General features: G+C 66.2%; 11 protein-coding genes. 10 read left to right on the top strand and 1 reads right to left on the bottom strand.

Annotated features, from left to right (window positions below; genetic code table 11):
- Positions 1–170: 170 nt before the first annotated feature.
- Both C4B68_RS04185 and C4B68_RS04180 read left to right on the top strand, forming a co-directional pair.
- Complete coding sequence (locus C4B68_RS04185) at positions 171–815, top strand: helix-turn-helix domain-containing protein (RefSeq protein ID WP_240634174.1); 645 nt, start codon at positions 171–173, stop codon at positions 813–815.
- A gap of 145 nt (positions 816–960) precedes the next feature.
- Positions 961–2361 (top strand): M24 family metallopeptidase, encoded by a 1401-nt coding sequence (locus tag C4B68_RS04180; protein ID WP_099501605.1) that lies wholly within the window; start codon positions 961–963, stop codon positions 2359–2361.
- 354 nt (positions 2362–2715) lie between these two features.
- On the opposite strand, the gene C4B68_RS04175 is transcribed toward C4B68_RS04180, so the two are convergent.
- Positions 2716–4134 (bottom strand): FAD-binding oxidoreductase, encoded by a 1419-nt coding sequence (locus C4B68_RS04175; protein WP_099501603.1) that lies wholly within the window; start codon positions 4132–4134, stop codon positions 2716–2718.
- Between the two features lie 953 nt (positions 4135–5087).
- Here C4B68_RS04175 and C4B68_RS04170 point away from each other — a divergent pair.
- From C4B68_RS04170 to C4B68_RS44040, 8 genes are all read left to right on the top strand, one after another.
- A complete protein-coding gene (locus C4B68_RS04170; protein WP_099501601.1) occupies positions 5088–5672 on the top strand; it encodes a carboxymuconolactone decarboxylase family protein in 585 nt (194 codons plus the stop codon).
- 755 nt (positions 5673–6427) lie between these two features.
- A complete protein-coding gene (locus C4B68_RS04165; protein WP_180289243.1) occupies positions 6428–7957 on the top strand; it encodes a 4-hydroxyphenylacetate 3-hydroxylase family protein in 1530 nt (509 codons plus the stop codon).
- Between the two features lie 151 nt (positions 7958–8108).
- Positions 8109–8969 carry a cupin domain-containing protein gene (locus tag C4B68_RS04160; protein WP_167459002.1) on the top strand — a complete coding sequence of 287 codons (861 nt, stop codon included), beginning with the start codon at positions 8109–8111 and terminating at the stop codon, positions 8967–8969.
- 108 nt (positions 8970–9077) lie between these two features.
- Complete coding sequence (locus C4B68_RS04155) at positions 9078–12050, top strand: AfsR/SARP family transcriptional regulator (protein ID WP_240634173.1); 2973 nt, start codon at positions 9078–9080, stop codon at positions 12048–12050.
- A gap of 102 nt (positions 12051–12152) precedes the next feature.
- Positions 12153–12692, top strand: coding sequence for a flavin reductase family protein (locus C4B68_RS04150; RefSeq protein ID WP_206337065.1), 540 nt, complete (start codon positions 12153–12155; stop codon positions 12690–12692).
- A gap of 114 nt (positions 12693–12806) precedes the next feature.
- The gene (locus C4B68_RS04145) at positions 12807–13694 is read left to right on the top strand and encodes an NAD(P)-dependent oxidoreductase (RefSeq protein WP_167459001.1); all 888 of its coding nucleotides are present in this window, start codon (positions 12807–12809) and stop codon (positions 13692–13694) included.
- 513 nt (positions 13695–14207) lie between these two features.
- A complete protein-coding gene (locus C4B68_RS42935) occupies positions 14208–14423 on the top strand; it encodes a barstar family protein (protein WP_240634171.1) in 216 nt (71 codons plus the stop codon).
- Complete coding sequence (locus C4B68_RS44040) at positions 14420–14551, top strand: hypothetical protein (RefSeq protein WP_257217297.1); 132 nt, start codon at positions 14420–14422, stop codon at positions 14549–14551. The genes C4B68_RS42935 and C4B68_RS44040 overlap by 4 nt, the downstream gene beginning before the upstream one ends.
- Positions 14552–14776 lie beyond the last annotated feature (225 nt).

The raw sequence follows: 14776 nt of genomic DNA, 5'->3' as shown, positions 1-14776 counted from the left end.
GGTGATTCCTAGATGGTCACCACCACGCAGACCCGGCAGTCCACCTGCGAGCAGCGCACACCCTCTGATTTATTTGTTTAGTATTGCTGTACACCGGCCCCGGGCAACGTCCGACGCCGATCAACGACTGCCCGTAGATCGCTTGCCGGAATCGAGGAGGGAACGGACCCGTGGACCCCGAAGCACGCGCTCGCTTGCGCACCGCTCGCACTGAGGCCAAGCTCAGCGTTCGTGAGTTGAGTCGCCGCGTCGGCATCTCACCGAGCATGTTGTCCCAGATCGAGAATGGGCACTCCGAACCCTCGGTCGCCACCCTCTACTCCCTGGTGTCCGAACTCTCGATCTCGTTCGACCAGCTCCTCGCCGGACCGGGGATCGAGCACGGTCCCGGCCCACTGACGGCCCCCGCGTCCCCTCTTGTGACGCCCGACAAGCGAGCAGAGCTCGTGATGGACAGTGGCGTCACCTGGGAGCGGCTCACACCAAGCCCTGACCCGCTTGTCAATGCACTGCTCGTCACCTACCCACCCGGCAGCAGCTCTTCCACGAACGGAGGGCTGATGAGTCACCATGGACGGGAGTACGGCTTCCTGATGTCGGGACGTCTGACCGTCCGCCTCGGGTTCGAGACCTACAGCCTCGAACCCGGCTCGTCCATCAGCTTCGACTCTGCAGTTCCCCACTTGTACGTGAACGAGAGCGACGAGCCGGCGAGCGGCCTGTGGCATGTGGTCGCCGTCTCCGGTGCGTCGGGAACCGAGGGCCCGATCCCCGCCTGGCGCTCCACTGACACGCAGCAAGAAGGCTGCTCGTAACGAACCTGCTGCGCATCGGCAGTTGACGTCGCACACGCACGGGTGTTCAGTAGCACTTAACGCTTAGCTTGCGCGCCATGTTGAGTACATGCGGCGCGTGTGCGGCTCCACTACCCGTAGCTGTCCGCTTGGCAAAGGACTTGTGATGGCGATTCCGACGTTTGGGCCGAACTCGGTCGACTGGGAGACCCGCATCGACATGGGCAGGCTCCGTGACGAGCGGCTGGCCCGCCTCCGCAAGTCGTTGGAGCAGTCCGACGTCGGTGCGGTCCTGGCCTTCGACTTCGCCAACATCCGTTACATGACCTCGACCCACATCGGCACCTGGGGGATCGACAAGATGATCCGGTTCTCCCTGCTGGTCAGGGGAGGTGAGCCGATCGTCTGGGACTTCGGTTCAGCCGCCAAGCACCACCAGCTGTACAACCCGTGGCTGGACTACTCGAAGGCCCACTCGGACGGTGATCCGCACGGAGCCCACCACGGAGCCGATGCCCGCAACCCGAGCGGCGCTCGCGCCGGCATCTCGACGTTGCGCGGCGCCATCAACCCCCTGGTCGGGATGGCCGACACCGTCGCCCAGAAGATCAAGCACGAGCTAGAGCTCTATGGGCTCCTCGGCGAGCCGCTCGGCGTCGACGTCATCGAACTCCCGGTCCTGGCGGCCCTGCAGAACGCGGGCATCACCGTCGTCGACGGCCAACAGGTGTTCCTGGAAGCCCGGCGCATCAAGACACGTGACGAGATCCACCTGCTCACCCATGCCTGCTCGATGGTCGATGCCGCCTACGAAAACCTCTACGAGTTCCTCCGGCCGGGTGTGCGCGAGAACGAGTGCGTGGGTGTGGTGGCCAAGACGCTCTACGACCTCGGCTCGGAGTTCGTCGAAGGCGTCAACGCGATCTCCGGGGAGCGGTGCGCACCCCACCCCCACGTCTTCTCGGACCGCATCGTGCGGCCCGGTGATCCTGCGTTCTTCGACATCCTGCACAGCTACAACGGCTACCGCACCTGCTACTACCGCACGTTCGCCGTCGGCAGTGCCTCTTCCGCTCAACGCGACGCCTACACGCGGTGCCGTGAGTACATGGACGAAGCGATCAGCCTCGTCCGCCCCGGAGCCACAACCGCCGACATCGTCTCGGTGTGGCCAACGGCGCAGGAGTTCGGGTTCCCCGACGAAGAAGCGGCCTTCGCGCTGCAGTACGGCCATGGCGTCGGGCTGTCGATCTGGGAGAAGCCGGTGTTCTCCCGACTGGTGTCCCTCGAGCACCCCGAGGTGCTCGAAGAGGGCATGGTGTTCGCACTGGAGACCTACTGGCCGTCAAAGGACGGCTGGGGCGCGGCCCGGATCGAGGAGGAGCTCGTGGTCACCGCGGACGGATGCGAGGTGATCACCAAGTTCCCCGCGGAGGAGCTACTCGTCGCCGGCCAGCGTTACTTCACCGTCTCGGGACCGTTGACAACCCAGCGCGACTCGCAGTCGCATCTGAACACGACAGCCGGGAGCCAGTCCAGCCACCGAAACGGCTCTGCCGGCCTTTGACGGGAAGGCCGTCCCAAGCCCGCTGGGCCACGCGGACACGGGTCGCCGATGGCGCCCGCGAGTCAGGCACGTGAAGGAGCTTCACGGAACTCCGCGTCGAACCTCCGCCGCGCGACCTCTGAGCCCCACCAAGATCATTTCTTGGTGGGGCTCGCCGTTCACCGGGCAGCGTGGCGACCTCTGCTTGATCATGTGTTTCCAGGATCACCCGGAACGTCAGAGATGGTCACCGAAGGTTCCGCGTTGAGGACTACGGCCGGGTTGCTGCGGAGACCCGGGTATGGCCCCGCCGGTACGGGGCGAGGGGCGGAGCGACACACAGGGCCGCCCGTGTGACGCTCCGCCGGTGTCGGGTCAGTCGGTGGTCTCAGGGGCGATGTTCTTGTTGAAGCGGAGCAGGTTGTGAGGGTCCCAGGTGGCCTTGATCGAACGCAGCCGCTGGTGCTTGGCCTCGCTGCCGTGCACTCCGCGCCGCCACTCTTCGCCCAGGTCGTCGGTGAGGTTGGTGTAACAGTTCGTCAGTGCGTGCGGCCGCATCGCCTCGGTGAGGGTCGTCGCCCACTCGTCGTACTGCGCGTCGTACTCGGGTGCGTCCCACTTGCAGATTGCTTCCCACAGCCAGGCGGCTCCCTCACGGGAGAAGGCCATGGCGTCCTCGTCGACATCCTCGGAGATCGCGCCGCCCATGAACGAGATGTTGATCGAGTAGACGAGGCCGGGGTTCGACGGCACGGCGGCAACGTTGTCGAGTAGCACGTCGACGGCGTCGGCGGACAGTGTCGGCAGGTACCCACCACGCAGGTTCATGCGCATGCCGTAGGGGGCTACGGCGTCGAGCATGCTGTTTGCCTGGAGCCATGTGGTCTTCGCGACCAGGTTGGCAAGCGGCTGGCCGAGCGCGGCGAGCGGCTCGACGACCTCATGGGCCGTGGCGGGCTCTCCGGTGTAGACCACGACGAGAATCAGCGCCGGCTTCCCGTGCACCTCCTCGGGCAGCATCGGCAGAGGGGGAGCATCAGCGATCGCGACCAGCAGGCCCAGCTCCCGCGGGGCTGTGGCCAGGTGCGCCGAAAGCTTGCCGAGGACGTCGGCGGCCTGGTCGAACGGGAAGATCAGCTGTCCGGCAACGACCTCGGGGCCGACCGGGTGCGCGCGGTACTCGAGCGAGGTGACGACCCCGAAGTTGCCGCCCCCGCCGCGCAGCGCCCAGAACAGCTCGGGGTTCTCGGTCTCGTCGGCGCGGACCTTGCGGCCGTCCACGGTGATCATGTCGCAGGCCAGCAGATTGTCGACGGTGGCGCCGTAGCGGCGCATCAGGAAGCCGATGCCGCCGCCCAGAGTCAGCCCGGCGACGCCGGTGCTGGTGACCGTCCCGGCGGGTACCGCCAGGCCGTGCTGCTGTGCGGCGGCGTCCATCTCGCCGAGCTTGACGCCTGGTTGGGCCCGTACCACCCGGGTCTCCGGGTCGACGGTGACCGTCCGCATCGCCGAGAGGTCAATGACCAACGCCCCACCGGGCATCGCATAGCCGTCGGAACCATGCCCGCCGCTGCGCACGGCCACCGGGATGGCGCGTGCGGAGGCATAGCTGAGCACGGCCGCGACGTCCTCCTCGTCGGCGCACTGTGCGATCAGCGCGGGGCCTTCGTCGGCGGCACGGCCCTGGTACAGCGCACGCGCCGCATCGTACTGGTCGTCGCCGGGCCGCAACACCGCGCCGCGGAAGTCGGTGGGGAACTCGGAGTGGGAGTGGGGTTCTGCGGACACGTTCATGGAAACCTCCTGTGTCAGGACGCACTGGGCGGACTGGAAGTCCAGATTCCGGTTACGTCGGCGGCACGCCAACGTCCGTGATAAATCGGCCTGTTGATCCCGCAACGATCGTCTGCTGCGTGCCGACGCCCGCGAGAACGTCCGCATGATCAGCCGCCCGGGCCTGTCGGACGCGGTGCAGGCGCAGCTCGAGAGGGCGGGCCCCGCTGGGTTGCCGCCACCTAAGGCGCTATCGGATCCATTCTGCCTCACGATGTCAAGATTCCCTCTGAGGATGGTTGAAATTGGATCCATCCTCTGTCACGGTGTAAGCGGATCTCCGCCCGATGGCCTGGGGGGCGACCGCAGAGTCTCGGGCGAGATTCGCGCTCTCCTACCGCGGACCCTCGGTGAGATCTGCGGCCGCGACCGGGGCAAGGTCAATGCGTCGTGGCACGCACGATGCGTTTCGCCCTGTCCGTGAACCAGCGGCCCGTCGACGGTGCGGTCGAGGCTCAGTGGATGCAGGTTCATCAGCCTCTTCGAGGACCCGCAGCGGATCGTGAGGTGACGTCCGGAGTGTTGAAGGACACAATGAGCCTGCCCGAGCAAGACCCTGAAGCGAAGGCTCCCGCTGTCGCCTGGAGCGTGGCGCTGCGCGGCGCCGTACGAGGCAGGTCTCTGGCGCAGACGACCACGGCCGCCCTGCTAGTCGGGTCAACTCTGTTCATGGTCAACCTGTACTCGCAGGTCCGGGAAGGCCCGTTCACGTGGGTGCTGGCGACTCGCATCGCCCTGACCTTCCTCGTGCCGTGGTTCAACGCCACGATGGGGATGGCGATCGGCCTGCGGAAACCTGGCGCTTCACCGCGTTGCCCGGCCGAGCCTGCAGATACGGCCACTCCCCAGGAGTCTGCCCCACCCCCACCCCGAGCCAGCCGCTTACAGGCAGGACCCGTCGAAAGGTGATTCCCATGTCGCTGGTGCCGATACTCACATCCGATCAGTTCTCATCGGTCGACCAACCCGCTCTCGCTCAGGGGGTGAAGGCCTACGGCGAAGTGCTGAACACCTGGGCGGGCATCGGGAACAGTCCTGGCCTGCTCGCCAAATACCTCCCCTTCCTCGGGCAGCTCAACGGCCCAGGCGCGTTGGAGGGGCGCGTGAAGGACCTGGTCGCCGTGCGCGTCGCCGTGCTCAACCACTGTCGCTATACAGCGAGTCACCGCTGCACGTCCGCGCTGGCCAAGGGGGTGGAGGTCGACGAACTCGCGGCCGTTGCGAGCGGCAAGCTCGAAGGCTTCACCGAGCAGGAGCAGCTGGCTCTTCAGCTGGCCGAGGAGATGACGGTCATGCTTCCGACGGTCCCCGCGGACGATGGCCTCACCGGCGTCTCGGCGAGCGTCCGCGACGACGTGCAACGGGTGTTCGACGCAGCACAGTTGGTAGAGCTGGTCATGTGCATCAGCATGTGGAATGCCTTGTCACGCTTCCACCGTGTCATGGCCTTCGAGCTGGACATGCCGAAGCCACCCGCACCGGTGGAAGCCCAGCTCTGAAACCGCGCAGGACAGTGAGGCCGGTCAGGCAGGAGCCTGGCCGGCCTCACGCTGTTGCCGGACGAGGAGGGCCATGAAATCCAGCTCCCCCAGGCCGGTCGAGATGCACGTCTGAAGCAGCTGCTGCACGACGCGGCGACCGGCAGAGGTACTGCACCGGTGCCGGAGGTGTGCGGAACGCGCACGGCGATCGCGAAGGATCTTCGGGTGAGCGGTCGGTGGAACGCCGGCGGTGTGCATGGCGGGAGGGTGGGACTGTGCTCGCTTGCACGGGGCCGCCCAGGCTTCTCATGCTGTCCGACGGTCAGTTCGCCACGTGAGAGGACGAGCCGGCCCTCGGTCGCTTCGGATCCTGATCAGGGTTGCCGTCGCGCGGGGGAGGCGGTGGTCTCCGGCGCGGGGCTGCAATTGCTACGGTCGGCAGTGGCATCGGCCGACTTGAGGAGACGGCTAACGCATCGCTAACGGCGTCTCTCATCGCGTTAACACCCCACTAACACCTCGTGGCTAACCTCAAGGAAATCAACGGCCGAGCGAATGTCCACTTCAGGGCGAGATGTGTTTCCGTGGCTTTGAATTGAACGGCTCGAATGGTCGGCCGATTGTGGCGCTGATTTCCCAGCTTCTAACGCGTTGAGGATTAGGTTCACAAACGGATTCGCGGCAGTTCCCGGGCGACGCTCTGTCGAGTGGAACGCGTATCACGACCCGGCAAGAACAGTTCAAGCACGGTGAAGTGGAGAAGGTGGCATCTGATGCGAACTGGCGACCAGTACTTGGAGTCCCTCAGGGACGGGCGCGTTGTCTGGGTCGGAGGTGAACGGGTCGATGACGTCACGACCCACCCGACAACCAGGGCGCAGGCCAAGCGTATAGCGAAGTTCTACGACCTGCATCACGAGCCCGAGATGCAGGACATCATGACCTTCGTCGATGACGACGGAGTGCGTCGTTCGATGATGTGGTTCACGCACACGGACGCCGAAGGGCTGCGGCGCAAGCGTGTGTATCTGGAGACCGTGGTCCGGGAGCTCGACGGCGGCTCGACGGGCCGGACCCCGTGCGCGAACAACTATGGCCTGATCACCTACGAAGAGGACCCGAAGCCGTGGAGTGACCAGTCCGTGGGCACCGGCGGGCGTGACCTGACCGTGGGCATCATGAACTTCCTGGAGCTCGTGAAGGAGGGCGATCTCAACTGCGCCTTCGCCTTCATCGACCCTCAGGTCGACCGGTCCAAGCAGGCCGCGGCCCAGACCGCGCTGCGCGTCGTGGAGACCCGCGACGACGGCATCGTGGTCAACGGTGTCAAAGCCGTGAGCACCGGTACGCCATTCGCCGACTACATTCACATCGGCGTCTTCTTCCGCCCGGGAATCGAGAGCGAACAGGTCATTTACGGCGCGTGTCCGGCCAACGCGCCGGGCATCGCGATGGTTTCCCGCGAGGCGACGGTTCGTGACGACCCCGAGAACCACCCGCTGGCCTCGGCCGGTGACGAGCTCGAATGCACCGTCATCTTCGACAACGTGTTCATTCCGTGGGAGCACGTTTTCCACATCGGCAGTCCCGAGCACGCTTCGCTGTACCCGCAGCGCATTTTCGACTGGGTGCACTACGAGGCGCTCATCCGGACGATGGTCCGGGCCGAGCTCATGGCCGGCCTCGCGATGCTGATGACCGAGCACCTCGGCACCTACCAGCTTCCGCCCGTCCAGGCACGCCTTGCGCGTCTCGTCGAGTTCTACCAGACGATACGAGCCCACGTGATCGCGTCCGAGACGGAAGGGTTCATCTCGCCGGCGGGGCTCTACAAGCCGAACGTCCTGCTCTTCGACTTCGGCCGGTCGTACTACCTGGACAAGTACGCGGAAATGAGGGACGAGGTGATCGACCTCGCCGGTCGTGCCTCGCTCCTGTTCCCCACCGAGGAGCAGTGGCAGAACCCCGAGCTCCACGACTGGCTCGCGCCGCTGCAGGCGGGTGCGGTCGGCGAGCCCTACGACCGCATGCGCATCTCGCGTGTCATCCGTGACCTCTTCCTCACCGACTTCGGCGACCGGATCAGCACCTTCGAGCAGTTCAACGGAACCCCGCTGCTCGCCACCCGGATGCTCACGATGAAGCGCTCGGAGCTGTCGCCCTCCGGGCCGCTCACGCAGCTTGCCCGGAAGGTCTGTGGCCTTCCGGAGGCCGAGGCCCCCGAGGTGACGGCTTACACCGAGCAGGCCGAGTATGCCCGACGCCTTGACGGCGTGCGGCTCGAGGGCTCACGGGTCCGCTGAGCCGACGACGGTGCAGGGCGGTCCGCGGCCGTTGCCGGCCGCGGACCGCCGTCCTTAGCGTTCCCTCGGGCGGAGGCCCGACGAGGATCACCCAGCAACTAGGCGAGGGATGCCGGCCAGGGCATCTTCGCGTGTGGACGGAGAGGTTGACATGGCTTACTACATCGCACGTGCGGCGGATCGGAAGTTCTTCGATGTCGAGGGCGTGCCGGGTCTTCGGCAGGCGCTCCTGGTCGGGCATGAGCAGGGTGCTTCGCACCTGGAGGTGAGCCTGTACGAGCTGGCTCCTGGCGCGACAACGGGCTGGACCCGCTGCCCGTTCGAGGAGTCCTGGTTCATCACGGGCGGAACCGGCGAAGCTGCCTTTGCCGGTCTGCGCTACGAACTCGGTTCCGGCGACTACGGTGTGGCGCCCGTCGGCGTCGCCCACTCACTGACCGCCGGTGATGAGGGACTCACGTATCTCGGAGTACGCGCGCCGAAGCCGCCGACGTTCGACGGAGCCCGTAGCAGCATCGCCGCCAAGCCCGCTCCGGGTGAGAATCTCGGTCGGCCGTCCGAGACGGACCCACGGCATCGCTTCGTCGGGCACTTCGAGGACTCGGACATGGCCCCGTACGCGCAGCTGTCGATGCCTGGCTACCACGGTCCCAACGTCAAGAACATCAGCCTCAGGATGATGGTCGACCAGCTCCTGGGAGCACAGCATCACACCGTCTTCGTGTGCGAGATCGCGCCGAAGTCCGGCCCGGGCCAGGCGGCCAAGGTCCACTACCACCCGTTCGAGGAGATCTACTACTTCACATCCGGCGGAATGCGAGGGACCCTCGACGGCAAGGAGGAGGTCATCGAGACGGGCGATCTGGTGTGGGCAGGCACCAACGGCACTCATGGTTTCGTCAACGAACGTGCCGAACCGGCCCGTTGGATCGAAGTGCAGTCGCCGATTCCTCCGACTTCGGACGGGTTCTTCTTCCCGGACGACTGGCGTAAGCTCCCGGAAGAGCACTGAGGCGCACGGAGGACGCGACGATCGATGGGTGACTCCGATCCCGGTCGACCAAGCGGCTCAGAGGCGCCAGGTCGACAGCATCGCGCGATCATCAGACGGAAACTGGCAATGCCGGAGCCGGCGAAGGACATCGTCGTTCGCGAGAGGCTCAGCCAACGGTTGAGAGGGTTGCTCGACCGCCACACTGTGGTGAATGTCTTCGCTACAGCCGGGGCCGGCAAGACCACGGCAGTGGCTCTGGCTGTCAGTGACCTCGACAGGCCCGTTGCCTGGCTGTCACTCGACGGTACGGAGCAGGCGGCCGGCCGCCTGCTCGTCTATCTCGAGGCGGCTGTTGAGGGCGCTGTCCCCAGCGCAGCCGATGTGGCGTCTGATGCCCTGAGCAGCAGTCTCCACATCGGTGAGGCAGCCGGACTGCTGGCTGAGAGCCTCCAAGGGAGCCGGCTCATCCTCGTGTGCGACAACGTGGAGCGAATCGCCCCCGACGAGACCTGCGTCGCGGTGCTGTCGTCCTTCGCTCGCTACCTGCCATCCGGCGTGAACCTCGTACTGGTCTCGCGCGTCGATGTCCGCCTCGACTCGGGCTCGACGAGCGAGCGCGACCGGGTGGGCGAGCTGGTCGAGAGCGATCTTTCTTTCGACGCCCAGGAAGCCGCCGCGGCACTACGGACGGTCGGCCATGTCGACGTGAATCCGGCTCAGGCGGTGGCGGCTACCGGGGGATGGGTCACTGGTGTCTTGTTCGAGGGCTGGCGACATGCGCAGTCTCGCGAGCTGGATCCCGACTCGCTGCGGTCCTATGTCGCAGCGAACGTCTTCAACTCGCTTTCGCTGGTTGAGAGAACGTTCCTCATTCATACCAGTCTGCTGGAGGAGGTGTCGGTCGAGGGTGCCCGGGCCCTGGGTCAGGAGAATGCGGCGCAGGTCATGGCGGACCTCCGCGCCCGGCATCTTCCGGTGACGTGGTCCTCGGACGGTTCGCGCATGACGCCGCACCCGGTGTTTCGCGACTTTCTGCGCAAGGCTCTGGGACGGGAGGATGCCAGGACGCTCGGCGCGGTTCGTCGCAGGCACGCCGAGGTCCTGATCGCCGGCGGCGAGCACGAGGAAGCCGTCGACGAGTTGCTCCGGCTCGGGGACCTGGAGGCGGCTGGGCGGCTGGCTGCCGTAGCCCTCCCCAGCCTCGTCGCGCGGATGGACTTCGCGCCGGCGGCACGGTGGCTCGATGCGCTGGGAGCGTCGGTCCGGACGCCGACCCCGGAGATCGGATCGGTCATCCTGCGCGTCGCGTTCGCACTCGAGCAATGCGATCGCGGAGTGGAACTCGTCGATCGCCATGGATATGACTGGCTTCCGGAGCCGGGGGCTCCCGACTTCGAGGAGGCCCACGTCCTGGCCTGTTGGTGCCTTTGGCACTCCGGTCGGATCGAGGAGGCGCAGTCCATTGCCGATCAGCTGCCACCGGGCCGGAACTGGCTCATCGCGCACACGTTGATCGCGCTGGCCACTGGCGAGGAGCCGCCACCTTTTCCCGAGTACTCGACCACGCCGTCCGGCCCACTCGACGGTTTGCTGATGCGGCTTGCCTTCTTGCGCGGTCGCCTTGAAGGACTCGATGACCCGGGGTCGTTCGATCCGTGGCGCACGATACTCGGCGGCCCGTGGGTCGTTGCCGCGCTGCGCGTCACCGGGCGACTCGATGCCGCGATGTCGATGTTCGAGCCTCGCCGTGGTTCATCGCAGCCGGTCTGGTTGCACGCCGTCGACGCGGTCGATCTCATGCTTGACCTCGGCCGCGGAGACGAAGCCTGCGCGTCCATCAAGCGGGGGAGAGAGCTCATCGCATCAACCGGCTCGAAGGTGTACAAGAACTTGAGCCTGCTTGTCGAAGCCAAGCTGTGCCTGCGCCTCGAGCGTGACACGCAACGTGCCGATCGCGTGCTGGCGGAGGCGACTGCCAACGGAGCCTTGGAGTACACCCTCACACGCGAGACGTGGCTGATGTGGTCGGGTCTGTCGATGCTTCGGCAGAACAGAGATGCCGAGGGGCACGAGTACCTCGTGGAATGCCTCCGGAGCATGCAGAAGGGAGACCGCCATCTCGATCTTCCGACGGTTGCCGTGTACCTGGCCGAGGCACAATGGCGTCTCGGCCTCCAGGATGAGTCCGACGCCACAGCCGACCTGGCGATGGTCTCCGCATCGACGCACGGAACACAGCACCTGCTGCTGACGGCCCTGGCGGACGTGCCGTCGGTTGCGGCCAGAGCTGCGGACACCAAGTCCAGTCGCATGTCGGCCTGGCATGAGATCCTTGCCGTGCTTTCGGGCGAACATCCCGTACGCGTGAACGTGAGTACGCCCCGACTCGTGCTTGAGGAGTTCGGCGAGCCGACCCTTACGGTCGACGGAAACCTGACTCAGCCCCGGCTGACGAAGAGTGTCGAGCTCCTCAGCTACCTGCTCTGGGCACCCGACCGCAGGGCCACACGCGAAGAGCTTCTCGGGGCGCTCTTCGGCGGCCGCAATGATGCTGCCAGCCGCAGCTATCTGCGGCAGGCGCTCTACCGGCTTCGCGAGGTACTGCCTGACGGCTTGGGCCCGTCGCAGGACGGCGACGTCATTCAACTGGTTGGCCCCGCGTTGGCCATGGGTTCGGCACAACAGTCAGTCGACCTCGTCGCTCAGGCTGGGAGACAGGACGGAGAGACTCGTCTCCAGACGCTGTTGCGCGCCCTCAGCAGTGCTGAGAAGGGGCCCTACCTTGCGACGGTTTCAGGTGAGTGGGTCGCCGAGCGGCGTGCAGTCCTGGCCGAGACCTTTTTGTCGGCTCGAGTCGACGCAGCCAAGCTCGCGTATCGAATGAACCGTTATCGCGAGGCAAAGGGACTGGTCGACCGGGTGCTTCGCGAAGACCCCTACCGTGAGCAGGCCTGGCAGCTCGCCATCAGGCTGGCGCATGCCAGCGGCAGCGATGACGCCGTGCTGGCGCTCTACCAACGGTACGTCGCGCGGATGCGGGAGCTCGGCGTGCCCCCGTCCGACGAGGTTCGCCGGCTCGTCATGCAGCTGCGCCGATAGGTCCGGCCGATTTCGCATCGGTAAACATGTCGTCAGCCACACTCAAGCCACCTGGCTACAGGAAAAGCTCAAGCCATCTCGTTACAGGCAACGGAGGGCATCATGGGTGCATCGACCACGCAGGAGATGCGTGCAACCTTTCGCGGAGCAATGGCGCGGTTCACGACCGGCGTCACGATCGTGACCACCAGGACTCCGAACGGACCGGCAGGGATGACGGCCAGCGCTGTTGCGTCTGTGTCACTGGATCCGCTCATGCTGCTGGTGTGCGTCGGAAACACGCTTGCGACGAGGGACGCGATTTCCGGCTCCGGAGTCTTCGCTGTCAGCGTTCTTTCACAAGGCCAGGAACGGCACGCGCTTCGGTTCGCGAGCCGGTGTGACGACAAGTTCGCCGGCATGGGGCTGCGAACCGACCACGACCTCCCGGTTGTCGACGGCTCAGTCGCTCACTTCGCTTGCAACGTGAAGGAAGAGATCGCCGGGGGAGACCACACGATCTTCATCGGCGAGGTGGTCAGCTGCGGCTACTCCGTCGACTCGGACCCCCTTGTGTACTTCGGTGGGAGATTCGGCAGCCTCTGCGATCCCCGTTCCCATGCGCAGCTGGCGTTCGACTGGCAGCTCGCTTCATCGATCTAGCAAGACCCCGTCCAGGCGTCCAGGCCAGTACTGCGCATCACCGCGAGGTGTCTGGCCTGGGTGAGATCAACAACCCTTTGCGCATGTCGCGCACCTTGTCCCCAGGAGATGAACGTGGACGTATCCGTGCTGGGTCTCGGCCAGATGGGATCCGCCATTGCCGAACGACTCATCAGCGCAGGCCATGAGGTCAGCGTCTGGAATCGGTCGAAAGGCAAGGCAGACGGCCTGGTGGCCAAGGGCGCGTTCGAGCTGGACGCCCCCCATGAGGCATGGGCCCGGTCAGACGTCTGCATCACGATGGTCGCAGACTCCCATGCCCTGGCCGATATCGCGCTCGCGCCCGACGGTGGGCTCGCCCACGCCGCGTCCGGCAAGGGACGGACTCTCATCGACATGAGCACTGTCTCTGCGGAGGTCTCCCGTGAGGTGGCCGCCGCGGCTGCCGCCGGCGGCGTCCGCTACCTACGCGCTCCAGTGAGCGGAAACCCGGGTGTCGTGCGTGCAGGGAACCTCACGATCATCGCCTCGGGTGAGGACGCCGACTTTACGTCCGTGGAAAGTCTGCTTCGCGACATCGGTCCCCATGTGTTCTACGCCGGCGAGGGGGATGCTGCCCGAATCATCAAGCTGGCTCTCAACCTCATGGTCGCCGGGACGGCCGAACTCCTCGCCGAGTGCATCGCATTGGCGGAGGCACACGATGTACAACGGGACAAGCTTCTGGAGATCGTCGGCGCCTCGGCGGTCGCGTCACCGTTCGTGAAGTACAAGATCGGGCCCCTCCTGGCGGACGACTACACGTCGACGTTCAGCTCGCGGCTTATGCGCAAGGACGTGGACCTGGCCCTCGAGTCGGCGGCAGCCGGTGGAGTTCCGCTGCCGGTCACCGGCGTCGTGCAGCAGCTGCTTCAGGCGTGCATCTCGACTGGCCTGGGTGAGCTGGACTTCATGGCCCTCCTCATCCGGCTACAGCGTGAGGCCGGCCAGACCTCTGCCTGACCGGCCTCAGTGCCCTGTGCGGTTTCAGAAGCCATCCGCTTACCGATCAGCGGGCTTGTCTGGTCGAACGGGGCTTCTGACCGGGTGATCGTGTGGGTGTGGGCGCATGAAGGCAGGGCCTCTTGGCAGCTCGGGCTTGTCGAAGCCAACGAGCAGTTCCAAGAGGCCCTGTTGCCGCAGTCTGTCGCGTTCGCGCCGGTGGAGTCCAGCGCGCCGTCTCCGTCGTTGGACCAGTCGGTCCCGAACAAGTCGTCGTTCACCAGGGCCCGGCAGCAGCTTGGGGCCGCACCGGTGTAAGGAGTCTTCCAGGGTGGCTCCGGCGCAGGGGAGGACGCTCAACGTGGCTCCCCCCCCCAGGCGGTAGGCCTGATGATGGGTCTAGCCACGTGCTCCCCGCGTCCGCGGGGATGGTCCCCTCGACAAGCCGGCGCCGATCGTCGGCATCCGGTGCTCCCCGCGCCCACGGGGATGGCTCCAGGAAGAGGCGGACCGGACCCTGAAGGCGGTGCTGAAATGACCCACGCCACTCTCGCGCAGGTAGTCCGTGCGGCCGGTTGGAAGGTCATCCCCCTCGACCTCGCCGGCGTCACGGACCAGGCCGGATTCATGGACCGCTGCACGAGCGCCCTGGGCCTGCCGGCGGCGGCCGGCCGCAACTGGGACGCGTTCACGGATGCCGCGGGCGACCTGGGCTGGGGACCCGAGGTGCCGGGCCGCTGCTCGTGGTGATCGGCTGGCAGGACTTTGCCACGGCGCAGCCCGCGGAGTGGGAGAGCGCCCAGCAGGTCCTGGAGTCGGTCGCCGGGCGCCAGCAGCAGTACGACTCGACGCTGGCGGTCGTGCTCGCTCTCGCATGATCCCAAGCCCTGAGCATTCACCTCAATGATCACCTGGCTGGAGCCAGAGTCCTGCCCCAGATGGGCAGTTGAGACCCGCATCCGTCAGGCACAAGGCCCCACAAGGGCAAGGACCTTGAGCGACCGGGGCCGCCGGAACCGCAGCGGAACGGCGTCCGCCTCCACGGCCGGTCCGGCACAGGCTGACCCCCCGAATGGCTCAGTTCCGCTCGGCCGGAGGGGCGA

Origin of the sequence: Streptomyces dengpaensis, assembly GCF_002946835.1 — a bacterium.
GTDB classification, from domain to species: Bacteria; Actinomycetota; Actinomycetes; order Streptomycetales; family Streptomycetaceae; genus Streptomyces; species Streptomyces dengpaensis.
Note: the sequence above shows the minus strand (reverse complement) of the source record. Positions and strands in the feature narration are given on the sequence as shown.

Excerpts from the sequence above, each read along its gene's own strand:
- C4B68_RS04180 (WP_099501605.1), top strand. The coding sequence starts at position 961 with ATGGCGATTCCGACGTTTGGGCCGAACTCGGTCGACTGGGAGACCCGC.
- C4B68_RS04175 (WP_099501603.1), bottom strand. The coding sequence starts at position 4,134 with ATGAACGTGTCCGCAGAACCCCACTCCCACTCCGAGTTCCCCACCGAC.
- C4B68_RS04170 (WP_099501601.1), top strand. The coding sequence starts at position 5,088 with ATGTCGCTGGTGCCGATACTCACATCCGATCAGTTCTCATCGGTCGAC.
- C4B68_RS04165 (WP_180289243.1), top strand. The coding sequence starts at position 6,428 with ATGCGAACTGGCGACCAGTACTTGGAGTCCCTCAGGGACGGGCGCGTT.
- C4B68_RS04160 (WP_167459002.1), top strand. The coding sequence starts at position 8,109 with ATGGCTTACTACATCGCACGTGCGGCGGATCGGAAGTTCTTCGATGTC.
- C4B68_RS04155 (WP_240634173.1), top strand. The coding sequence starts at position 9,078 with ATGCCGGAGCCGGCGAAGGACATCGTCGTTCGCGAGAGGCTCAGCCAA.
- C4B68_RS04150 (WP_206337065.1), top strand. The coding sequence starts at position 12,153 with ATGGGTGCATCGACCACGCAGGAGATGCGTGCAACCTTTCGCGGAGCA.
- C4B68_RS42935 (WP_240634171.1), top strand. The coding sequence starts at position 14,208 with ATGACCCACGCCACTCTCGCGCAGGTAGTCCGTGCGGCCGGTTGGAAG.